Below are 20,460 nucleotides of genomic sequence, written 5' to 3' on the forward strand. Positions count from 1 at the left end.
AAGAACTTGCGCCCCCGCAAAGTACTTTATTTGCAAACCTTGTGGCGCCTAGGCTTACGCAACGTATGGGATGTGGCCTGGTACCGATTGCGGTTGCGTCTTGGCGTGCATCCTGTGCAGCGGGTGCGGCGTGTACTCAAGCCGGGGCCTTTTTTTACACCACCAAAAGCAGCGGTTTCTGCGCTGTCACCGCCTGCTCATTGGCGTGAAAATGCACGGTATTTCGGCTGGTATGAGCCGAGTTTAGAGGCAACAGGCGCCGCGCCAGACTGGCATCGCAATCCGTTTAATGATGCGCGTATGGCTAACGTGGATGTCCCATGGTGGCAGCTATCTGATTTTGATACGGGCATTGGCGATATTAAGACCGTTTGGGAGGCCTCACGGTTTGATTGGGTATTGGCCTTTGCCCAGCAGGCGGCTGCGGGCGAGGCCGGTGCGCTGGATCGACTCAACCAGTGGATAACCGATTGGTGTGGGCAAAACCCCTGCTATCAGGGCCCAAACTGGAAATGCGCGCAAGAGGCCTCGATTCGTGTGATGCATCTGGCGGTGGCAGCGCGGCTGCTCGGGCAGGAGCGGTCGTCCTTGTCATCACTGCTGGCGCTGGTTGAAGCGCACCTCGCGCGCATTCGCCCAACCCTCGCCTACGCTCGCGCGCAAGACAACAATCATGGCACTTCCGAGGCAGCCGCGCTGTATATCGGCGGGCATTGGCTGGCGCAGCATGGGCTGCCTGATGGTGCCGGCCATGCGGCGGTCGGGCGTCGGTATCTGGAGGAACGCGTTCAGCGCTTGGTTGGCAAGGACGGTACATTCAGCCAGTACTCAGTCAATTATCACCGGCTCATGCTCGATACCTTGAGCCTAGTGGAATGCTGGCGCCGGTGGCTGGACTTGCCGGTATTTTCTAGTGACTACCGTGCGCGTGCGGTAAAGGCTGCGCGGTGGTTGTACGCCATGGTCAACCCAGATACTGGCGACGCCCCCAACTTAGGCGCTAATGATGGCGCCAATCTACTACCGCTGACCGATGCAGATTACCGGGACTATCGGCCCTCGGTGCAAATTGCGTTGGCCTTGTTTGCCAACGAGCGGGGTTATGAAGTGGCCGGATTGCACCAGAACCACTTAGCGTGGCTGGGCGTGGCCGAGCGCGAGCAGCCGTCTCCGCCCGCAGGCCCGGTGCAACTGGATGACGGTGGATACGCGGTGTTGCGCAGCGGCCCATGGCGAGCAGTCTTTCGCTATCCGCGCTACCGATTTCGGCCCAGTCACTGTGATGCCTTGCATGTCGACCTTTGGCATGACGGGAGAAACGTGCTGCGCGATGGTGGCTCCTACAGCTACAACGCCGAAGACCATTGGCGGCGCTACTTTGCCGGCTCCGCAGCACACAACACGGTTGAGTTTGACGGACGTGATCCAATGCCAGTGCTCGGCCGATTTCTGCGCGGGGCCTGGTTAAAGGCAGATGCAGTGAATTGCGCCCTAGATGGCGCTGAGGCGCAGACAGCCCAAGCGGCCTATACCGACTGGCAGAGCGCCAGGCATTTTCGGCAAGTCTCGCTGGGCGAAGAGGGCTTAATCGTTCGGGATGCAGTCTCGGGGTTTGGAGAAAAGGCCGTGCTGCGCTGGCGTTTGATTCCTGGCGACTGGGTGCTGATGACAGACGGAGTGCAGTCTAGTGAATACCTTTTACGGATCACCGCGGACATGCCCATCGAGCGAATGGCGTTGTTAGAAGGCTGGGAATCGCGTTATTACCTCCATAAAAATCCCATCCCGGTGCTCGAGGTTGAAGTGACTGGTCCGGGGACCATTAAAACCCTGTTGGCCGCAGCTTCAGCCCTTCAGTGATATGAAAGTTCTGTATTTCCACCAATACTTCAAAACCCCGCGCGGCGCAGGCGGCACTCGCTCTTATGAAATGGCGCAGCGGCTGATTTTAGCTGGGCATGAGGTCACGATGGTATGTGGTTCAGGCAGTCACTCTGCCGATACCGGTGTTACGGGTGATTTTATTCACGGCCGCCGCGAGGGCGTGGTTGACGGCATCTACGTTATCGAGCTGGAGCTGCCGTACTCGAACCGTCATTCCTTCTTGCGGCGAACGGCAACTTTCCTGCGCTTTGCCCTGAAATCCGTCTGGATCGCGCTGCGCCGGGATTATGATGTGGTGTTTGCCACAACAACCCCGTTAACCGCCGGCATTCCCGGCATATTCGCCAAATGGCTGCGTCGAAAGCCTTTTGTTTTTGAAGTGCGCGACCTCTGGCCCGAGCTCCCTAAAGCCATGGGCGTGATTACTAACCCGTTAGTACTTTGGGCTATGGGCCTGTTGGAGTGGATCAGCTACCGCTCGGCAGACCGTCTGATTGGCCTATCCCCAGGCATCGTTGACGGCATCGCTGCGCGCGGTATTCCGCACTATCGCATTACGTTAATCCCAAACGGGTGTGACATCGAATTTTTACAGAATAACGTTGACCCTTGGAGCCCTGATGAAGTGGCCCCAGATGACCTGCTCGCCGTATTCACCGGCGCGCATGGACTGGCCAACGGGCTGGATGCGGTGCTGGACGCCGCGGCAGAACTCAAGCGCCGCAATCGCACCGACATTAAACTCCTGCTTATCGGTGATGGCATGAAAAAGCCAGACCTGCAGCAGCGCGCCGCGCAAGAGGGCCTCGATAAAGTCATCTTCCACGACCCCGTCCCGAAACAACACCTCAAAGGCTTGCTGGCCTCCGCGGATATCGGCATGCAAATCCTCGCCAACGTGCCCGCCTTCTACTATGGCACCTCGCCCAACAAATTCTTCGACTACATCGCCACCGGCCTACCCGTACTCAACAACTACCCCGGCTGGCTGGCCGGCCTAATCCAAGACAACGACTGTGGTTTTGCCATGCCCCCGGATGACCCTGCGGCGTTTGCTGATGCTCTGGAAGCGGCGGCTGATAATCGCGGGCGCCTACAGGAGATGGGCGTGAATGCCTCGGCCCTCGCCAAGCGGGAGTTTGATCGGGATTTATTGGGGGAGCGGTTTGTGGAGTGGTTGGAGACAGCTGTTGGTTAATGCTTGCGACACCAGTCTGAAGATAAGATCTGCGCTTAATTTGGGGGAAATCTGATGGCTCAACTTAACCCTGAACAAGGAACAGTCACCGCCAAATGTCCAATGTGCCAAGGTGCTGTGTCGTCCTTCGAATGGACTAACAGGGAAGGGGTCGAGTACGGTGCAGTTGCTAGACATGTCCAGAGCCCGAGGGGCGAGCTTTCGGTCATCTCCCATCGATTATTTCGCTGCGCGGGATGTGGGAGCGGTGCGCTTGGTGTTATTGATGTTGGACCTCGGGGAATCTATCCAGGCCCTCACCCTTCGCTACTGGCATTCACGCCGGAGTCTGGGGAAAAACTACCTTTGCCAGCATCTTTTCCCGAGGCTTTGTTGAAGGAGTTTCGGGAAGCCGAATCCTGTTTAGGGTACGGCTGTTATCGCGCCGCCGCGGGTCTATTCCGCTCCGTGCTGGAGAAAACCATGAGGATCAATGGCTACGACGGTAAAGGATTTAAAAACCTGCCGGACAAGATTGATGCCGCTGCAGGTGATGGGATCATTACAGCCTCAAGGCAGAAAGCTGCGCATGAAAAAATACGGGTGCTTGGAAACGATGTTCTTCACGATGAATGGCGTGAGATACCGGAGCCCGATGTTAAGTCAGCTCACCATTACGCGCAGCGTATCCTCGAAGATCTATACGACGATAGAGCATCGGTGCTAGCCATTCTAGAGCGTGCAGGCAGACTAGAACCGGACGTGGCTAGCGGCGACTCTGCGGATTAGTGCTTTCGCCTCGCTTAGCCTAGTCCTATTCTCTACCTTGGGGCAACGGTAAGGGGCGAAACCATGCTAGACGACACTCGTTATCGGTTGATAGCACAGGCCGTTGGGCCGGCGGTGGCTCCCTAGGACGTCGCCACAGTGGTCGTTGACTTGCTTGCGAGGGTGAAACCGCCGTTGCCTCGCATTCGAAGTCACCGCCAGCCGCGCTAAACCTCAACAACGGCCGCAAGCATACGCATTAGTCCCATGATCGAACGCCTCGCCTATCTCATAAAAACCCACCTGCCCGGCATATTCCCTGTGATTGCCTATGCCGGGCGAGTGGTGACCGTATTACGGTTCTCGCGTCGGCGTGCGGAGGCCTTGGCGGAAGCGTCCATTCAGGGCGAAGCGGCAGGCCAGCGCGCAGTCATGCGGTCATTGGGTCTTGACGACCTCGACGCGCTGCAGAGGTTTATCGAGGCCATGCCCGAGTCACACTTGGCGTACTTTCATCCCCATGGGTATGGCCGAGCCGATCTCACGGCCGTGCTGCGCTCGCGCAGCTTCATGCCTCAAAGGTGATCGATCAATTTCAGCTCAGGCCTGCTGACGATTAAAACAGCACATACCCGACATTGAAGGAAAATGATGATGATTTCTAAGTTAAGACGTCTCTATGTGTCTCTGGTCTATGCGGACCACAATCGATCAGCAAGTGTTCGTAGAGCACTGCATAATGCCTTGCAGAGCCAAAAAGAAGATTCATTCATTCTAAATATCGGGTCAGGTCAAGGCCGAATCGCCGCTAATGTAAAGAATCTAGATATTGTTGCGGGGCCTTCAGTTGATTATGTTGGCTCTGCGGAAAATATTCCCTTAGATGATGAAACTGCAGATCTTATCATCACCCAAGAAGCTTTCGAGCATATTCAGAACCCTGATAAAGCCATTAACGAATGTTTTAGAGTTCTACGGAGGGGGGGGTAATATACTTTCAGGTTCCATTCATAATTGGTTATCACCCAGGCCCTACTGACTTTATTCGCTTCACAAAAGAAGGTGTTGAGGAATTTCTCACAAGAGCTGGATTCTCGATAAAGCAAATGGATATAACTGTGGGTAGCGCTACCGGTTACTACAGAATAAGCGTGGAGTTTTTTGCGATATTGATTTCTGGTCCGATAGATTTCCTCTATATCCCGGCTAAAGCGTTTTTCTCGCTGATACTGTACCCGATCAAATGGCTCGATTTTTGGTTTAATTTCTCGAGCCAAAAAGATCGAATTCCTGGTGGTTATTTCGCAGTAGCCAGAAAAGAGTAATCGGTAGTAAAAAACAGAAGAGAATTACTATGTATTGGATGCATCAATAATGCTAGGGAAATTACATCGTTGAGATTGGCTTCGTCGTTTGGTCATGCCGCTTTTAAAAGCATTTTCAAGGGATATTGCAATCATGCACCACTGGGTCCCCGGTGCCCCTGTTTTTCTCACTTCTTATCGGCATAAGGGGTATTGGTACCACGGGAAAAGTAGAGAAAAATCGACTCTATGCTTAATGAAGGAAATCATAAAGCCTGGTGATTTAGTAGTTGAGGTGGGTGGTCATATTGGGTATTTCTCTATTTTTTATTCGTATATCGTAGGCCCTCGGGGGGGGGTAATCGTTTTTGAGCCTGGTGCTAATAACCTAAAATATATAAAGAAGAATATTTCTCAATGCGGAGTAGGAATGTTGTCATCCGTTGAATTGATTGAGGCAGCGGTTGGTGAGCGTGATGGTGAGGCGGCATTCTGTGAAGAGAATCTGACCGGTCAGAATAATAGTCTTGTGAAAGATTTTTCGGGTTTAAAGGCTAACAAGAGCAAAGCTCATATAGAGGTTGATGTTAAGGAACGCAAAGTTCAGGTTAAGTCGGTTGATTCAATTGATTTTACGAGTCGGCCTGCTTTTATAAAAGTCGATGTCGAAGGATATGAATGGGGTGTGCTGCAAGGAGCGGCGAAAACGATTCAAAGATATTCACCAGCGATGATGGTTGAAGTTCAGGCAAATAGGGAAGAGAGTTTTGATTTCCTGGTCAATCAGAATTACCGGATGTTTGACGATCATATGCGTGAGTTGAAATGTGCATCCCAGCTTAGGATGAATGTGTTTTGTCTGCATGCGGCCAAGCATGATGGATTGATAAATAATTTGGTTATGAACAACAGGAAAAATGGCGTTTCGGTGTAAGGCCACTCAATAATCCAGATGCTAACCACGACACTAATTACTGATGCCTGGGTCCGTTCGTCCTACGCAGCCCTGGGTAATCTCACCAACCATGGCATCCCAGTGAATGTTGCGGATTCTCGTGGCTTGGGTATGTGTCAAGCATCACGGCGGAAATCGCGATTTTCAAGATATAGATCCCACTACACAGATGAAGCGGGTTTTGTTGAGGATGTGGCTTCTATCTGTCGTGCGCAATCCATTGGATTGGTGCTGCCCTCTCACAATGAAACCGAGATTTTGTCTCGGCATCGCGATCAGTTAGCGCCGGGGCAAGATGCGCTGCTGCCAGATGCGGCGCATTGCGCCCTGTTCAATGACAAGGCTCGAAGCTATAAATTTGCAAAGTCTTGCGGCGTTCCTGTGCCCCTTCGTGTTGAATATGCGGATGTTAATGAATTAGCCGATACGCTGAGTGAGCTGGGTTGGCAGCGTTGCGTGATCAAACTGCGTACGGGTAACAGTGCCAAGGGCGTCTTTTATGCCCAGTCGCCAATCGAGGCGGCGGATACTGTTCGCAAGTTGATCCGAGATTTTGATTTGCCTCCGGATCGTCTTCCGCAGGTTGAGGAATATGTTTCGGGAGAGGGCTGGGGGTGTTCGGTGCTCTACTGGCATGGACGCCGAGTGGCCTCTTTCACCCATCGCAGAGTGCGCGAGAAGATCGCGACAGGCGGTACGAGCACCCTTCGCGAGACTGTAATGAACTCGATGATTGAGCCGGCAGCCTTACGAATTTTCGATGAAATTGGCTGGCATGGCTTGGCCATGAGCGAGTGGAAGGTTTGCCCCGACACGGGACGATTCTGGTTTGTTGAAGTCAATCCGCGCATGTGGGGCTCGATCGCTTTGCCCATCAGTGCGGGGGTTGAATTTCCCTACTTGGCTTGGCTTTGTGCGACTGAGGGTGAAGAGGCGGCACGGGCCTATCAAGCGCAATCGGTGGTCCGTCACCCGTGGCGAAGTCGCTGGCTTTTGGGCGATTTGACCGTTGGTGCTCGGCAGCTCGTTTCTGGAGATCTCCGTTCGGCCTACACCACATTATTTCAGGCCAATGCCGACGCCCTAGATGATTTCTTCTGGGATGATCCTTTGGTGTTTTTCGGCGAACTCGGCGTCTACATCGAAAATGTGGTCAAGGGGCGCAGTCTGAATCCTGTTGAGAAAGGGATGATTGGCTAGTGGAAGTCCTTTTGCTCGACTTTGATGGAACCATGACGCGTCGCGACACCACGCGGATTTTGGTCTTTTCATTGCTCAGGCAACGGCCTTGGCGGGTATTTCTTGTTTTGGCTCCGCTAATCAGGTTGGCTTTGGGTGGGCGTGAGCAGCAGGTGCAAACGGCCAAAGATCGATGCGTGGGGCTTCTGCTTGCCGGATTAAGCGATGCTCAGGCAGAGCCGGCTTTGCAGCGATACAGGGCAGTGGTGTCACCTTTGATTCGGGAAACGTTGCTCGAGCTTGTCAAGGACCGACACGCTGCCGGGCAAACTATCGTGGTGGTAACCGCCTCAGCGGAGGACGCCGTTCGGCATGCCATCAGCCATCTTCCCGTGCAGGTGCTTGGCACTCGCTTCAGATCGCATCAGGGGCGGTTCACTGGAGAGCTTGAGGGGCAGGGCTGCTATGGCACCGCCAAGGTGCCGTTTATTCACGCCTGGGCTGATCAGCAACGGGCTACGGCCCAGTATGTCGAGGCTTGGTCAGATTCTTTGAGCGATTGGCCGATGATGCAGCTGGCGGCAAAACGCGTTTGGATATGCCGTGAGTCTTTGGTTGCGCGTGTGCGGGAGAAGGATCCTGAGGGTAAGGTTGTGGTGGTATCTTGAGGGGAGTCGATGCCTTTGCTGAAGTTGGCGCCCACGGGCAGCGCGTTCATCGGTTTGCTGGTCGGGCCCGCGCATACCGGCAAGGGGATTGGGCGCTTTATCGTGGCGTACCTCTATTGGCAGGCCTCGCTGGCAGGCCTGCGCACCCGCTCCACCATCAGCCGCCACAATGCCGCTTCGCTGCGCTCCCACCAAGCGGTCGCCGACTTTACGGTGATTGCCGAGCTGCCGAATGACTACCTGCTGATCGAGTTCCCGAGGGTGGGGCGGGAGAGGCCGGTGTTGGGGTTGTGAGGGGTCGGGCAGGCGTCGTCGTAATTGACTAAAGTTTCCTGTCCAGTTTTGGTTAATAGTTTAAATAGCATATTAAGAGCTGTTACGCATGTCACGAAGAAAGCTTCCTAAGTACGCTTTAGGTATTCCCAGGAATAGGCTCGTGGAGATGCTGTGCCGTGGCAATTGCAATTGCGAGCGACTTGCTAAAATAGCAGATACGCCGAATAGCAAGGGTGGAACCGAGATTGACATCTACGGCTACGCAGAATGTCTCCGCTGTGGTTACAGGGGGACAGATTATTCAAACTGGAAGCGAGTCCATTAGTACAGGAGGGTATCCCCCCATTTATAACCAAGGCGATAAGTAGAGCTCATTAGGCAGGTATCGACATGACCAAGCAGCAGCGTAAGGCACTAGCCCAAATCAAGGCCCTAATAGTCGAGCGTGTGGGTCAGGTACGGCGTGGTGAAGTGATCGATGGCAGCATCACGCAGATTGCAGAGCGTGCACTACAGGTTTCGGACACGACATCCAAGGAGTAGGAGTTCCCATGAGCGTATCTAATCACATTGAAAAAACCCCTTATGGTTTTAAGGGCGAGCCGGCTCGGCTGATCCCTTGCATTGCCGATAGCCACGGTGAGCGGCGCGGTGGCTCGAGGCACTGCGCGCCGATGTTCCCTCATTTAAGGATGCCTTCGAGGAGCGCATGTTCGCTGTGCACCCCGGTGGCCAGACCAGTGGGCATCGAGACTGCCTCGATGCACTCGGTTATGCGCCACCGCAACCGGCATTTCATGACTTAGCCCGTAGTGTCGATGAAGCTCAAGCCATGTTCGAGGCCTTCTGGGGAAAGCCGTCTCGCTCATTCATCGCGCCTTGCTACACCTGGCACCCGGCACTCGAGCCAGCGATGGCGAAAGCCGGCATTCACTACCTCCAAGGCACCCGAGTCCAACGAGTGCCTAATGATGATCCCCAACTCCCCATCCTCCGCCGGCGCCACTATACGGGCGAGCGCAATGCTCATGGGCAGCGCTACATCGTGCGAAATGTTGATTTGGAACCATCCCTGTCTCTAGGCAGTGAATCTGCCTGCCTTACTCAGGCGATCGAAGCGGTGGCTGCCGCATTCGCGGCACGCACGCCAGCGATCGTCTCCAGTCATCGCCTGAATTACATCGGTAATCTTGACTTCGAGAACCGCGATCGGGGCCTGCTAGTGCTGACACGTTTTATTGAAGAGGTGCAGACGCGCTGGCCACAGGTGGAATTCATGAGCACCGATGAGCTCGGCGAAATAATGGACGCTTAACGCGATGTGTGGACTCGCAGGTTTTATTGATTTTTCTGGTCACGGTGATGAGTCGTTGGCCGCGGTGATGGCCAACACGCTCACGCATCGGGGCCCCGATGATTCAGGCGTCTGGGTGGGGGATGTCGGTAATGCCCGCATTGGGTTGGGCCACCGCCGCCTCAGTATCATCGATATTCGCCCAGAATCAGCGCAGCCCATGTCTTATGGCGGTTTTCAGATCGTTTACAACGGCGAGATTTATAATTATGCCGAGGTACGCGACGCCCTCACCGCTTTAGGCCATGTGTTTCAGACGCATTCCGATACTGAGGTGCTGCTTCACGCCTTTGCGCAGTGGGGGCCAGCATGCGTGAAGCGGCTGATCGGCATGTTTGCTTTTGTGGTTGTCGATACGCATGCAGCAAAGATTCACTTCTTCCGAGATCGCGCTGGTGTCAAACCAATTTACATCTACCAAAAGAATGGCCTTTGTATATTCGGATCGGAATTAAAAGCGCTCCATGTTCATCCTGGTTTTGAGAAGCAAATCGACGAGGACGCTTTCTCCCGTTACTTTGATTATGGCTATGTCCCCTCGGGGCAATGTATTTTCCGGGATGCCAAAAAGCTACAGCCAGGCACATACGAGACGATCGATCTCGTGACCGGGTCTCGGGAAGTACAATGCTATTGGTCGGTTGAGGCTCAGTATCAAGCGCAGCAGTCAACAATCGATTATCCAGGGGCGCTGGAGCAACTCGGCGGACTATTGGATTCAGCGTGTCGTTATCGGATGGTTGCTGATGTGCCGGTCGGCCTATTCCTCAGTGGCGGCTATGACAGCACAGCCGTGCTGGCAAGTCTGGCGCAGTCATCCAGTCACCCAATCAAGGCATTCACAATTGGGTTTGAGACGGGCAACAACGAATTACCGCAAGCCCAGCAGATTGCTGCGCATCTAGGCGCCGAGCATTACGCGTATACCTGCACCGAACACGATGCGCGAGCCATCATCCCTGATCTGCCGGAGACCTATGACGAGCCCTTTGCCGATAGCTCAGCGATACCAACTACGCTCGTTTCTCGCTTTGCGGCCGGGCACGTCAAGGTTGCGCTGTCTGCGGATGGCGGAGACGAGACATTTTATGGATACACGAGCTATGCGCAGCTGGGTCGACGTATTGCGAAGCTGCGCAGACTGCCATCTGTAACTCGGCGACCTATCGCGGCCGTTTTAAGGGCATCGGCTAGTGTTCTCCCGGCCACCAAAATCCGGCAGCGTCAGATGTTGCAGGGGCTGGGGGCAGCGCTCCATGAGGATGATCGAACGATGGCGGCGCGCCTTCATGTGGTTGCCCGCCAACTCCCTAGGGACTATCGCCGCGCCTTGTTTATGGGCTTTTGTGATGCCGAGCGGGTGCATGGTCTGTGCACGACACGCAGCACCGATGTGCTCGATGAGGCTGCCGCCTGGGATTATGCGAACTACCTAGTCGATGACATCTTGGTAAAAGTCGATCGTGCGACCATGTCGGCCTCGCTCGAAGGGCGTGAACCGCTGCTTGATCATCGACTCGCGGAATTCGCAGCAAGGCTGCCAATCTCCTACAAATACGATGGTGGTCGACAGAAGCGGATCCTGAAGGATTATGTGCACCAGTACGTGCCTGAAAAAATCATGGCGGGTCCAAAACGCGGTTTTACAATTCCCGTTTTGCGCTGGCTGCGCGAGGATCTCTCCGATCTGCTTGATGAGCACCTGAGCGCCGAGTGCCTAGCCGAGTCGGGCCTGTTTAACGTCGGGGCTGTTGTTCAACTCGTTGAAGATTTTCGGCAGAACCGCGTCCACTACACGCCGTTGATCTGGAAACTGCTGATGTTTCAGATGTGGTATCAGAGGTGGATGAAGGCGTAGTTATGGAAAGCTTTTTGCTCGCGCTAATTGGCCGAGGCGTAATGTAAGGTTCAAGGGGGCGCTCATGGCTCGAGTCAAATAGTAATATGTCATCGGAAAAAAAGATTGAGGAAAAAAGCGATCTTCTTCTTTGCTTGGGTCGACTGAAAGATAATTATTTGGCATTGCATAGCTTGATATCAATCGCGGTTCATTTGAAAAAGACAAAGCCTTTGCACTCACTCTCAGTAGATCAACGCCATGACTTTTGGAGGATACAATTTTCTCTCCTGATAGAGCAGGTTATTCTTTCGCATTGCAAGTTGTATGAGGTTAAATGCCGGTACGGAGGAATACTTCCTGAAGCCGAGCGGGGGCGTCTGAATAAATATTTTACGAACGATCGAGTTAGAGCTTTGCTAAGGTTTAGAAATAAGTGCTCTGGTCATGCTATAGATAAAGATACAAAAGCACCTCTCGACGTAGAATCTCTTAAGGGATTAATAGAGGAAATTTTTGGGAAAAACGACTTGTTAAAAAACATCGTTCCTACTTTTTTTGACGAAAAATATCCAAATAACCCCGAGACAATAGTCGGCATAATTGAAGAAATAAATCGTAAACTTCAGCCTAAATGACGGCTCATAAGGATCAATTTTCAACGGCAAGAAAAAACATCGGGAGTGGGCAAGCTGCTGCGTTTGCCGTTTCTCTTACAGTATCAAGCTGGAAATTTGACCATGCACGAGCTGTTCAATAAGCCGCTTTCAGAGCTGGGTCCGGCTGACATCGACGCGCTGGTGCATCGTGGTGACTCCGAAGACCAATACACGGAGTTCAAGGAGCAACCACCAGGGAAGGCCGATACGTGGCAAAAGGCGACCTCGGACTTGGCCAGCGAGGTCGTAGCATTCGCCAATGCGGATGGTGGCGTGCTGGTCTTGGGCATTAAGGAAGAAGGTAATCAAGCGACTGGGGTGGAGCCGATTCCGGACGCGGAGAAAGTGGCTAATAGCCTGCACCGGTCTTTCACATCGATCATCGACCCTTACCCGGTCGGGCTCGAAGTAGCGGCGGTGCCGTATAATGAGATTGGCGGCGTGATTGTGGCTCGGGTGCCTGCTTCCCCAGAAGCGCCCCACGGCGTGAAGGACAAGCAGCGTTTCCGCGTGACCGTCCGGCGGGGCGAGGAAGCTAAGCCTTTGGATATGCGTGATATCCAGCTACACACGCTGGAAACCCGCCGCCGTGCGGACGATGCCGAGCAGCGCCTTGAAGCGCGTCGTGCCGCGTTCTGGGAGCTACCCATGCATGATGGCCTGGTGCCGGCGGGATACCGCATCACCGTGACGCCTGCCCGGGCTGTTTATCGGGTGCCAGAGTTGAGAGCGGTTTCGACAGCGCAACCGATCCCGAATGGTCTACGCTGGCGCATTCACGCTGAGCCGCTTCCCCCGACAGAAGTTTACACAGTATTCCACCGAGCGCTATCTCGCGGCTGGCGGCCGTGTTTGCGGGGAATGATAGCGGCCGTTGAGTCCCCGACCGTTGGGCGGGCGCAGTTCGCGACCTTTGAGGGCGGTACCGTTGACGTGGTCAGAATTCCTGCAGCTTCCGAATCGGTGGTTTCCGCATGGCCCCTGCTTGGCGATTACTTGGGCGCCGTCGAGCTGGCGACGATGCTTCGCGAAACAGCGGGTGCCGGGCGGGCAGAGCTGATGATTGACGTTGAATTTGCAACCATCGGCTCCAGCACGTCGGAAGTGAATCCGGCAGCGGTTGATCTGCACCTTGACGTCAAGATGCCCGGTGCTTTGCCGAACCCGCCAGGCAAAGTGCGCACTCCGCTGCGCTTCCCCCGCTACACGCTGGTGGATCAGGAAGACCTGAACCGGGTGGCGAAGGAGTTCTGGCGTGATCTTTGCGACGTTGCCGGGGTTGTGGACATGCCCGCCATCACCGGCGTCGAGCGACTTGAGCGGTAACCTGATAGTCGGGTACGGGATTCTTGGAATCCCGAGCTTTGAGCTGACCGAGGGTTTCAATGGCCCATTCCGCCTAGTACGAAGCTGTCACTAAGTAAGCAACAGCCTGCGCAGGCTGTTTCGATAAAAAACTTTACCTATTCGGTTAAAAATTATAGAATTCTGTTCTTGTGAAGGTTCACTTCAAGACCCGGAAGCTGCGCAAACTTCTCGAAGAGAGGACGCAAGCGATGAAAGATCTTGGGAAGGCGGGCACGAAGAAGCTCGCAGTCCGACGAGGTGAACTTGAGGCCGCTGTGTCGGTGACCGATCTGCTTACGGGCGACCCACATCCATTGACAGGCGATCGCGCAGGCCAATATTCGGTGGACCTTGACGGCGGCAGACGGCCTTTGTTCGAGCCTGCCCACGAGATCTGCCCAACCAAAGAGGATGGCGGGATTGATTGGGCTCGCGTTACAGAGATCAGGATCATATTGATAGGTGACTACCATGATTAATGAGGCAAAACCGCTTGAGCCAGATTGGGTAGCTCTGCCGGGCGATACCATTGCGGAGATTATGGAGGAGGCCGGTTGGAAGCAGCGGGATCTGGCCGGAAGACTTGGCTACTCGGAAAAGCACCTTAGCCTGCTCATTAACGGCGATGCGACGATTACGCGCGACGCAGCGCAACGCCTTGAGCGCGTGTTGGGTGGTAGCGTTGAGTTCTGGCTAAATTTGGAAGCAAATTATCAGCAGCACAAGGCCCGTATCGAGGCGCAAAATCGTTGTAATGAATGGATGGGCTGGCTCGACCAATTTCCTGTGAAGTTCCTGATGGATCACGACATACTCAAAAAGTGCCGGCTCACACAAAATAATAAGCCTGCGGTTGTTGATGAACTGCTTCGGTTTTTTCGAGTGGCAACGCCGGATGAATGGGGTAGCCAGTATGGGAACCTGGAACTCTCGTTTCGTAGAAGCCAGCGGGTGGAATACCCCATCGGAGCCGTCTCTGCCTGGCTTCGCATGGGAGAGCATGACGCCGAGAAGCTTGGGGATCTTCCCAAATACAATGCCCGCCGGTTCGAGAAGGCACTAACTGAGGTGCGAGGGCTGACTCGCTCGCCGCCCGATGAATTCTCCGGCGAGATGAGACGGCTATTGGGGGAGGCAGGTGTGCATCTGGTGTTTGTGCCAGCCGTGCCGCGTAGCCATGTAAGCGGCGTCGCGCGTTGGTTAGCCCCCACCAAGCCCCTGATCCAGCTATCTCTGCGTGGAAAAACCAACGACAAATTCTGGTTTACTTTTTTTCATGAGGCCGCCCATATCCTGTTACACGGAAAAGATCGCGGCGCAAAGGAATCGATCTATCTCGATGACCCCAATTCCGGACGATCAGTGGGTGACGAGGAACATGAGGCGAACCAGTGGGCCGCGGATTATTTGATTCCGCAAGAGCATGCCGCTGAGCTGAGTGCCTTAAAAACACGCAGCGAGATCGTTGCCTTCGCCGAGAAGCTGTCATTGCACTCGGGGATTGTGGCGGGACGCCTCCAGCACGAAGGCATCATCCCGTTTTCCCAATTCAACGACTTGAAGCAAAAGCTGGAATTCAAGGCGGTTTAGCGGCTCGGCTGATCCCATTGCTCTCAACGACAACCCCCGGGCCTTCGTCGGTAAACAGAAATTCGTTGAGCTACTGGAGACCCTCGTCCCCACCTTCTACGAACAGGTCGGCCAGCACCTCAAAGCCTGGGTGCCCCCAGCGCCGAAGGTGAAGCGGGAGGTTGGGGTGGAGCCGGCGCCAGAGGCGTGAGGGTTTGCCGAGGCTGATTGTGTGTCTGCGGCTGAGCGTGTCATTTAGGTTTCGAACCCGCTCCACCATCAGCCGCCACAATGCCGCCTCGCTGCGCTCCCACCAGGCGGTTGCCGATTTTGCGGTGATTGCCGAGTTCCCGAGGGTGGGGTGGTATTACTTTTGGCCCCCTAGGTAAATTTATGCCGATCGGCCGAGGAATTCTCGTTTTGCATAGATTTACCTAGGGCGCCGAATAACGGGGTAACCCCCCCCCAAAAAAATGATCGATACCGGCAACGCAGACTCACTCTAAGAACCGACCAGCGGTTGAATCTTTGGCGTGGTCGCGCCATCGACTAAGTACCAAGTGATCTAGACTGGTACCCCCAGTATTCTTCCATGAAAACACTTGGGTAACACTATTGGCGCGCCCGGGTGAGAGCAAGGCCAAGAGTGATCTCGGCAACCTCCGGGAGGATGAACAAGAGCAGTTCAAAAAGGCTGCCAAGGCGATACTGGCATTATCAGACGACCAGATTCGTCAGTTGATTGAAAACGGGCAATTTGAAGAGGTGAAAAAAGATGGCTAAAAAATATCGCAGCGATGCCTTTGCCGCCATCCACGAAACGATGGAGGCCTTGCATGACATCGGCGCGGTCGACAAGCAAACGATGCGTGAATTTGACGATGCGTGCCTGACTCCCGTGCACGTTTTTGCTCCGGATGAAATTAAGGCAATTCGTGTGCGCGAGCATATCTCGCAGCCGGTATTTGCCCGCTATTTGAATGTATCCAAAAACCTTGTTTCGGACTGGGAGCGTGGAGTTAAAAAGCCGGGTGGACCTGCGCTTCGGCTACTGACCGTGGTTCAGAAAAAAGGGCTCGAAGCCATTTCTTGATTAGATTTGATCGGCTGAAAAGGGGACGCATTTATTTTCTGCCCACGCCGCAAACGCGTGTAGAAAATCATGTTGAAAAATCCGCTTTTTATGCGGATAACTAGACATGATTAATGATCCGCGATCAAAGTTATCAGCCTCTAATTCGATCTCTGGCGCGGGACAGAACTTCCTTTGCGTCGAGCAGCTCTACTTCTCCTGAATCAATCTGTTGGATTCTTCGGCGAATCTCACGGTCCCACGCTTCTGCAACACCTTCATCTTCAGGGCCATCCAGGCTTGCCACCAGATCTTTTGCTAAAGCGGCGCGCTCCTTTTCGGAGAGCGTCATGGCGGCATTTCTGAGGGTTTCGAGTTCGAGCGCAGTCATTTGACACCCCGCGGAGATAGATATAAGTAAAGGATGCAGGATGTTTCACCCCATAACAAGTGGCATGGTAATCCCCCCATTTATAACCAAGGCGATAAGTAGAGCTCATTAGGCAGGTACGGCGTGGTGAAGTGGTCGATGGCAGCATCACGCAGATCGCAGAGCGTGCAACACAGGTTTCGTACAAAAAACCCCTTGTGGTTTCAAGGGCGCGCCAGAATCACTTTTAAAAGAGATTGAAGGCCTGATGTCTGCCCAGACTAACTCCTCTGAAGGGGCTCAGCGTCTAGGATCTGCACGAGACATTTTCAATTCCTGCAGAAAGTTTGCTAAAGCACAGCGCTAAGCAAGACAACCACGTTGCATAGCCCTGGCGCGTTCCCGAGGGTGGGGTGGTATTACTTTTGGCGCCCTAGGTAAATTTATGCCGATCGGCAGAGGAATTCTCGTTTTGCATAGATTTACCTAGGGCGCCGAATAACGGGGTAACCCCCCACCCAAAAAAATGATCGATACCGCCGAAACAGAATCACTCAGAGAGCTGATCAGTGGTTGAATCTTTAAACATCTTTTTACGCGAGGATAGATTCAGGCGCAGCAGGCAGGCCTCGCTGGCAGGTATGCGGACGTTATGGCCTTTGATCGTAATGGCCCCCAATGGCAAAAATGTAGACATAGTGATCGTCAAACTTATAAATCACACGGTCTTTTTGGGATATTCGCCGGGACCAAAAGCCTGAAAGGCTATGCTTTAGTTGCTCGGGCTTCCCAAGTCCTGTTGCCGGGTCGGCGCGGAGCATTTCTTTCAGCAGCCTGCACAGAGCTTGATGCAGCTTCCTGTCCTTTTCACGAAGCTGCTCAAAAGTCGCCCAAGTGCTGCCTTCAAAGACGAGTGATCTCATTGATTTCCCCTTCCTTGGGGATATATCCGGCGCCCTGGGTATGGGTTGCGGCAGACTCTGCCAATTGACGCATCAGACTGCTATTTTGAAGCACATACAGAGTTTCTTGCTCCCGCTCCCAGTCGTCGGCGCTCATCACCACGAACGCTTCGCCGGAGCGCCGAGTTACTTTCAGCGGGGTATGATTGCTAACTGCTTGTTCTACAAAGGCTTTTAGGTTATCTCTGAACCGGTTTACACTAACAGAGTCCATATGGCTTACCTCAAACGTACGGAAACTTCGTACATTTTCGCGGGAAAGCCATAACAAATCAATTCTGAGTAAAACCATTCGCATGGCAATTGACGTACAAAATCCAAATGCACAGTCAACCTATGAAAGTCCGTTGCTTCATCGCACACTCAATGGGAGCATGCGTCCTTTAAAGGGCGGCGGCTGGTCACTGTATCGGCCCATCACTCGCCTAGCTAAATCGTAATAAATATTGTTACAATCGTAACAAAATCAGTTACGATAAGCGGCCATGACCCAGATGCAACTATTCCCGCGCTGTCGACAGGCAATCCTCGCACTTCTGCTTCTACACCCAGAGCAGCGATATCACGTCAGAGAAGTCGCCCGCTTGACCGGCTTTTCGGCACCGCCTGTCGGAAAAGAGTTGAATGCCTTGGCCGACCTTGGTTTTCTCAGCCGGGAGCAGGTTGGTAATCAGTTGGTCTTCCAAGCTAATCGTACTTGCCCGATTTTTGAGGAGCTCGCGAGCATCGCCCGCAAGACCTTTGGCTTGGCCGATGTTGTGCGACATGCGCTGGCGCCACTACAGGACCGCATTCAGTGTGCCTTTATCTTTGGATCGCTGGCTTCGGATCGAGCAACAGTTGCCAGCGATGTTGACCTGATGATTATCGGCTCATTGCGGTTTGAAGACATCGCCCGGTTGTTGCCGCCCTTGGAGCAAGGGCTTGGCCGGGATGTGAATCCAAAGCTCTACACGCCGAGCGCTTGGAGAGGTTCGCTGGGTAAAGGCGATGCATTTTTGGAGAATGTCGTGTCACGTCCAAAAATTTTCCTCCTCGGCGGCGCCGCAAAACTGGACGAGTTGGGCAAGGAGGCTCAATGACATTAGAGAACCTTGTTAATCGCACACTGGATCGAATCGACCCTGATAAAGACACAACCACTCGCTTACTTTCTGCCGCCGATGGCAGTTTGGCGAATGCGCGACTCAGTGGCATAACATCCGAAGGCAGCTTTGACATGGCTTATAAGGCGACCATGCAGCTCGCCAATGCGGCATTGCAGGCCAATGGATACCGGACATTGACTAGTGTGTCGGGCCATCACCGAACGCTCATCCAGTTATTGCCACAGACGATTGGCTTAGATAGCGAAAAGATGGTTCTTTTTGAAAGCCTGCGCAAGCAGCGCAACTTGATCGATTACTCAGGTGACTCAGTTACAGATGAGCTTGCGGCTGAAGCGGTCGAGCATGCCGCTTACCTTCAAAAAAAAGTTATTGACTGGCTGAAGGCAAATAAGCCGGAATTGATGGGATAAACTCAACTTTATGTTGGTGCATTGCCAAGTTCCCGAGGGTGGGGCGGGATTACTTTTGGCCCCCTAGGTAAATTTCTGCCGATCGGCAGAGGAATTCTCGTTTTGCATAGATTTACCTAGGGCGCCGAATAACGGGGTAATCCCCCCCCCCCGCTTGCTAACCACCAATGCGCTCGAGAAAAGCCACCGGGTCAGCCGAGAACACGCTGAAATGCTCTGGGGTGAGAATAACGGGGATGGCGCTCGGGGTTTGTTCAAGAAAAGCGGTGAGGCCCTTTCGGGATTTTCGCCGCCCAGATTTGACCTCAATGGCGTAAAGCGCGTCGCGATGAGCATAGACGAAATCCACCTCGGCCTTGCCCTCGCGCCAATAGTAAAGAGCGCCGGGCAGCTGAGCGAGCTCAGCGCCCACGGCAAGCTCGAAGACTCGGCCGCGCTGCTCGGGGTCGTCCAGTATCTGGCGGCTTTGATGCATGGTGTAGAGCGCGGGGCAGGCGGGCAGCATTTTTGGACTAGAACTACGGCTCCGCCAAGCCTTGGCTGAGTACTTGGCCAGTGCATGAAACATAAACGCACTCTCGTAGAGGGAAATGTAGTGTTTGATGAGGTCGGTATTGCCGCTGTCCTGAAGCTGGCCAAGGAGCGTGGTGTAGCTGATTTCTTGGGCGGGGTAGTGGCAGAGGATCTCAAAGGCCTGACGAAAAAGCGCTGGCTTACCGACGCGCTGAAACTGCAGAATATCCCTGCCAATCACCGTCTCTACAATGGCGTCTTTTAGATACGCATACCAGCGATCGTGATTTCCCTCGAAGGCCACGGCGCCCGGGTAGCCCCCATAGGCAAGATAGCGCTCGAGGTCATAGCCGAAGGCGGCCTTTAGCTCGCAAAAACGCCAATGACCGAGGCGCGTTAACTCAAAGCGCCCGGCAAGGCTTTCTGTCACGCCATCCTGAATCTGCACTGCGCTTGAGCCAAGGAGGACCACCCGCAGGCGCTCCTCGGGTGCACGGCGGGCCTCGGCGTCCCAGAGCGCTTTTACGGTCTCGGGCCAGTTGGGGATTTTCTGGATCTCATCGATAGCGAGCAGCGCGTTGGGGCCAAGGAGCCGTGCGTGCTGCCATTGTTCGCGCAGCCACTGGGCGTCGCCTGCGATTAAATCATCGGCACTTGCATAGTGCGCTGGGGTCGTTTGCTGATCGATAAGTTGTTGTATGCCCGTCGTTTTTCCCACCTGCCGCGGGCCAACCACAACCTGCATTAACGGTACGGCCTCGTTGAGACGGCCCGAGAGGTTAGTAACAAAGGATCTTTGGTAGTTGGTTGGCATGGGCATTGGCACGGGCATGGGCATGGGCGGTCAAGTTTGCTAGGTGCGTCTAGTAAAAATACTAGATTAATCTAGTAAACTCAAGATCAACCTCTCGCTGGCGCGAGCTCGAGCGGCATCAGATCTCGACTTAGTGGCGGTGGTTGTTGGCTCCCTAGGTAAATTTCTGCCGATCGGCAGAGGAATTCTCGTTTTGCATAGATTTACCTAGGGCGCCGAATAACGGGGTAATC

The 20,460-nt window shown here is 54.0% G+C and carries 23 protein-coding genes; 19 read left to right on the forward strand and 4 right to left on the reverse strand.

The genetic code is table 11. The features are described 5' to 3' along the window. Positions 1-6: 6 nt before the first annotated feature. From GH984_RS07345 to GH984_RS07430, 17 genes are all read left to right on the forward strand, one after another. Positions 7-1,860: a heparinase II/III family protein gene (locus tag GH984_RS07345; protein WP_153719550.1), complete on the forward strand. Its 1,854-nt coding sequence runs from the start codon at positions 7-9 to the stop codon at positions 1,858-1,860. Between the two features lies 1 nt (position 1,861). After that, positions 1,862-3,082 (forward strand): glycosyltransferase family 4 protein, encoded by a 1,221-nt coding sequence (locus tag GH984_RS07350; RefSeq protein ID WP_153719551.1) that lies wholly within the window; start codon positions 1,862-1,864, stop codon positions 3,080-3,082. Positions 3,083-3,427: 345 nt separating this feature from the next. Continuing rightward, positions 3,428-3,850, forward strand: a complete 423-nt coding sequence (locus GH984_RS10820; RefSeq protein WP_216643638.1) for a DUF4145 domain-containing protein — start codon at positions 3,428-3,430, stop codon at positions 3,848-3,850. Between the two features lie 246 nt (positions 3,851-4,096). Then, entirely contained in the window at positions 4,097-4,414 is a 318-nt protein-coding gene (locus tag GH984_RS07360) for a hypothetical protein (protein ID WP_153719553.1), read from the forward strand. 63 nt (positions 4,415-4,477) lie between these two features. Then, positions 4,478-4,819, forward strand: coding sequence for a class I SAM-dependent methyltransferase (locus GH984_RS07365; protein WP_153719554.1), 342 nt, complete (start codon positions 4,478-4,480; stop codon positions 4,817-4,819). 429 nt (positions 4,820-5,248) lie between these two features. After that, positions 5,249-6,067 (forward strand): FkbM family methyltransferase, encoded by an 819-nt coding sequence (locus GH984_RS07370; RefSeq protein ID WP_153719555.1) that lies wholly within the window; start codon positions 5,249-5,251, stop codon positions 6,065-6,067. A gap of 132 nt (positions 6,068-6,199) precedes the next feature. Next, complete coding sequence (locus GH984_RS07375; protein WP_172973200.1) at positions 6,200-7,288, forward strand: carboxylate--amine ligase; 1,089 nt, start codon at positions 6,200-6,202, stop codon at positions 7,286-7,288. Then, positions 7,288-7,935 (forward strand): HAD-IB family phosphatase, encoded by a 648-nt coding sequence (locus tag GH984_RS07380; RefSeq protein WP_369691989.1) that lies wholly within the window; start codon positions 7,288-7,290, stop codon positions 7,933-7,935. Before GH984_RS07375 ends, GH984_RS07380 begins: the two co-directional genes overlap by 1 nt. A 9-nt stretch (positions 7,936-7,944) precedes the next feature. Further along, positions 7,945-8,229, forward strand: coding sequence for a GNAT family N-acetyltransferase (locus GH984_RS07385; protein WP_253939160.1), 285 nt, complete (start codon positions 7,945-7,947; stop codon positions 8,227-8,229). A gap of 372 nt (positions 8,230-8,601) precedes the next feature. After that, entirely contained in the window at positions 8,602-8,754 is a 153-nt protein-coding gene (locus GH984_RS07390) for a hypothetical protein (protein ID WP_153719557.1), read from the forward strand. Between the two features lie 166 nt (positions 8,755-8,920). Further along, a complete protein-coding gene (locus GH984_RS07395; RefSeq protein ID WP_153719558.1) occupies positions 8,921-9,526 on the forward strand; it encodes a hypothetical protein in 606 nt (201 codons plus the stop codon). A 4-nt stretch (positions 9,527-9,530) separates the two neighbouring features. After that, positions 9,531-11,423, forward strand: a complete 1,893-nt coding sequence (gene asnB / locus GH984_RS07400) for an asparagine synthase (glutamine-hydrolyzing) (protein WP_153719559.1) — start codon at positions 9,531-9,533, stop codon at positions 11,421-11,423. Between the two features lie 86 nt (positions 11,424-11,509). Then, positions 11,510-12,040: a hypothetical protein gene (locus tag GH984_RS07405; RefSeq protein ID WP_153719560.1), complete on the forward strand. Its 531-nt coding sequence runs from the start codon at positions 11,510-11,512 to the stop codon at positions 12,038-12,040. A 45-nt stretch (positions 12,041-12,085) separates the two neighbouring features. Beyond that, positions 12,086-13,387, forward strand: coding sequence for an AlbA family DNA-binding domain-containing protein (locus GH984_RS07410; RefSeq protein ID WP_369691990.1), 1,302 nt, complete (start codon positions 12,086-12,088; stop codon positions 13,385-13,387). A gap of 492 nt (positions 13,388-13,879) precedes the next feature. Continuing rightward, positions 13,880-14,998, forward strand: coding sequence for a helix-turn-helix domain-containing protein (locus GH984_RS07420; RefSeq protein WP_153719562.1), 1,119 nt, complete (start codon positions 13,880-13,882; stop codon positions 14,996-14,998). Positions 14,999-15,592: 594 nt separating this feature from the next. Beyond that, entirely contained in the window at positions 15,593-15,760 is a 168-nt protein-coding gene (locus GH984_RS07425; RefSeq protein ID WP_172973201.1) for a type II toxin-antitoxin system RelE/ParE family toxin, read from the forward strand. Continuing rightward, on the forward strand, positions 15,753-16,070 hold the full coding sequence (locus GH984_RS07430) for a helix-turn-helix domain-containing protein (protein WP_153719564.1): 318 nt from the start codon (positions 15,753-15,755) through the stop codon (positions 16,068-16,070). The genes GH984_RS07425 and GH984_RS07430 overlap by 8 nt, the downstream gene beginning before the upstream one ends. A gap of 133 nt (positions 16,071-16,203) precedes the next feature. Here the strand turns inward: GH984_RS07430 and GH984_RS07435 are convergent, their stop codons facing one another. The 3 genes from GH984_RS07435 to GH984_RS07445 all read right to left on the reverse strand — a co-directional run bounded on the left by GH984_RS07435 (position 16,204) and on the right by GH984_RS07445 (position 17,595). Then, the gene (locus GH984_RS07435) at positions 16,204-16,440 is read right to left on the reverse strand and encodes an addiction module protein (RefSeq protein ID WP_153719565.1); all 237 of its coding nucleotides are present in this window, start codon (positions 16,438-16,440) and stop codon (positions 16,204-16,206) included. Between the two features lie 629 nt (positions 16,441-17,069). Continuing rightward, on the reverse strand, positions 17,070-17,342 hold the full coding sequence (locus GH984_RS07440) for a Txe/YoeB family addiction module toxin (protein WP_153719566.1): 273 nt from the start codon (positions 17,340-17,342) through the stop codon (positions 17,070-17,072). Next, entirely contained in the window at positions 17,323-17,595 is a 273-nt protein-coding gene (locus GH984_RS07445; RefSeq protein WP_153719604.1) for a type II toxin-antitoxin system Phd/YefM family antitoxin, read from the reverse strand. The genes GH984_RS07440 and GH984_RS07445 overlap by 20 nt, the downstream gene beginning before the upstream one ends. 271 nt (positions 17,596-17,866) lie before the next feature. Between GH984_RS07445 and GH984_RS07450 the strand changes: the two genes are divergently transcribed. Next, positions 17,867-18,463: a nucleotidyltransferase domain-containing protein gene (locus tag GH984_RS07450; protein ID WP_153719567.1), complete on the forward strand. Its 597-nt coding sequence runs from the start codon at positions 17,867-17,869 to the stop codon at positions 18,461-18,463. Further along, on the forward strand, positions 18,460-18,900 hold the full coding sequence (locus tag GH984_RS07455; RefSeq protein WP_153719568.1) for a DNA-binding protein: 441 nt from the start codon (positions 18,460-18,462) through the stop codon (positions 18,898-18,900). Before GH984_RS07450 ends, GH984_RS07455 begins: the two co-directional genes overlap by 4 nt. A 157-nt stretch (positions 18,901-19,057) precedes the next feature. Here GH984_RS07455 and GH984_RS07460 read toward each other — a convergent pair whose 3' ends face one another. After that, the gene (locus GH984_RS07460; protein WP_153719569.1) at positions 19,058-20,251 is read right to left on the reverse strand and encodes an ATP-binding protein; all 1,194 of its coding nucleotides are present in this window, start codon (positions 20,249-20,251) and stop codon (positions 19,058-19,060) included. Between the last annotated feature and the right edge of the window lie 209 nt (positions 20,252-20,460).

This window comes from Spiribacter salilacus (assembly GCF_009649225.1).
Classification (GTDB): Bacteria; Pseudomonadota; Gammaproteobacteria; order Nitrococcales; family Nitrococcaceae; genus Spiribacter; species Spiribacter salilacus.

What these genes read in the sequence shown, in the direction of transcription:
- GH984_RS07385 (WP_253939160.1), top strand. Translation starts at nt 7,945, where the DNA reads ATGCCTTTGCTGAAGTTGGCGCCCACGGGCAGCGCGTTCATCGGTTTG.
- GH984_RS07430 (WP_153719564.1), top strand. Translation starts at nt 15,753, where the DNA reads ATGGCTAAAAAATATCGCAGCGATGCCTTTGCCGCCATCCACGAAACG.
- GH984_RS07455 (WP_153719568.1), top strand. Translation starts at nt 18,460, where the DNA reads ATGACATTAGAGAACCTTGTTAATCGCACACTGGATCGAATCGACCCT.
- GH984_RS07365 (WP_153719554.1), top strand. Translation starts at nt 4,478, where the DNA reads ATGATGATGATTTCTAAGTTAAGACGTCTCTATGTGTCTCTGGTCTAT.
- asnB (WP_153719559.1), top strand. Translation starts at nt 9,531, where the DNA reads ATGTGTGGACTCGCAGGTTTTATTGATTTTTCTGGTCACGGTGATGAG.
- GH984_RS07390 (WP_153719557.1), top strand. Translation starts at nt 8,602, where the DNA reads ATGACCAAGCAGCAGCGTAAGGCACTAGCCCAAATCAAGGCCCTAATA.
- GH984_RS07350 (WP_153719551.1), top strand. Translation starts at nt 1,862, where the DNA reads ATGAAAGTTCTGTATTTCCACCAATACTTCAAAACCCCGCGCGGCGCA.
- GH984_RS07405 (WP_153719560.1), top strand. Translation starts at nt 11,510, where the DNA reads ATGTCATCGGAAAAAAAGATTGAGGAAAAAAGCGATCTTCTTCTTTGC.
- GH984_RS07450 (WP_153719567.1), top strand. Translation starts at nt 17,867, where the DNA reads ATGACCCAGATGCAACTATTCCCGCGCTGTCGACAGGCAATCCTCGCA.
- GH984_RS07420 (WP_153719562.1), top strand. Translation starts at nt 13,880, where the DNA reads ATGATTAATGAGGCAAAACCGCTTGAGCCAGATTGGGTAGCTCTGCCG.
- GH984_RS07360 (WP_153719553.1), top strand. Translation starts at nt 4,097, where the DNA reads ATGATCGAACGCCTCGCCTATCTCATAAAAACCCACCTGCCCGGCATA.
- GH984_RS07435 (WP_153719565.1), bottom strand. Translation starts at nt 16,440, where the DNA reads ATGACTGCGCTCGAACTCGAAACCCTCAGAAATGCCGCCATGACGCTC.
- GH984_RS07370 (WP_153719555.1), top strand. Translation starts at nt 5,249, where the DNA reads ATGCCGCTTTTAAAAGCATTTTCAAGGGATATTGCAATCATGCACCAC.
- GH984_RS07460 (WP_153719569.1), bottom strand. Translation starts at nt 20,251, where the DNA reads ATGCCCATGCCCGTGCCAATGCCCATGCCAACCAACTACCAAAGATCC.
- GH984_RS07445 (WP_153719604.1), bottom strand. Translation starts at nt 17,595, where the DNA reads ATGGACTCTGTTAGTGTAAACCGGTTCAGAGATAACCTAAAAGCCTTT.
- GH984_RS07375 (WP_172973200.1), top strand. Translation starts at nt 6,200, where the DNA reads ATGTGTCAAGCATCACGGCGGAAATCGCGATTTTCAAGATATAGATCC.
- GH984_RS07440 (WP_153719566.1), bottom strand. Translation starts at nt 17,342, where the DNA reads ATGAGATCACTCGTCTTTGAAGGCAGCACTTGGGCGACTTTTGAGCAG.
- GH984_RS07395 (WP_153719558.1), top strand. Translation starts at nt 8,921, where the DNA reads ATGTTCGCTGTGCACCCCGGTGGCCAGACCAGTGGGCATCGAGACTGC.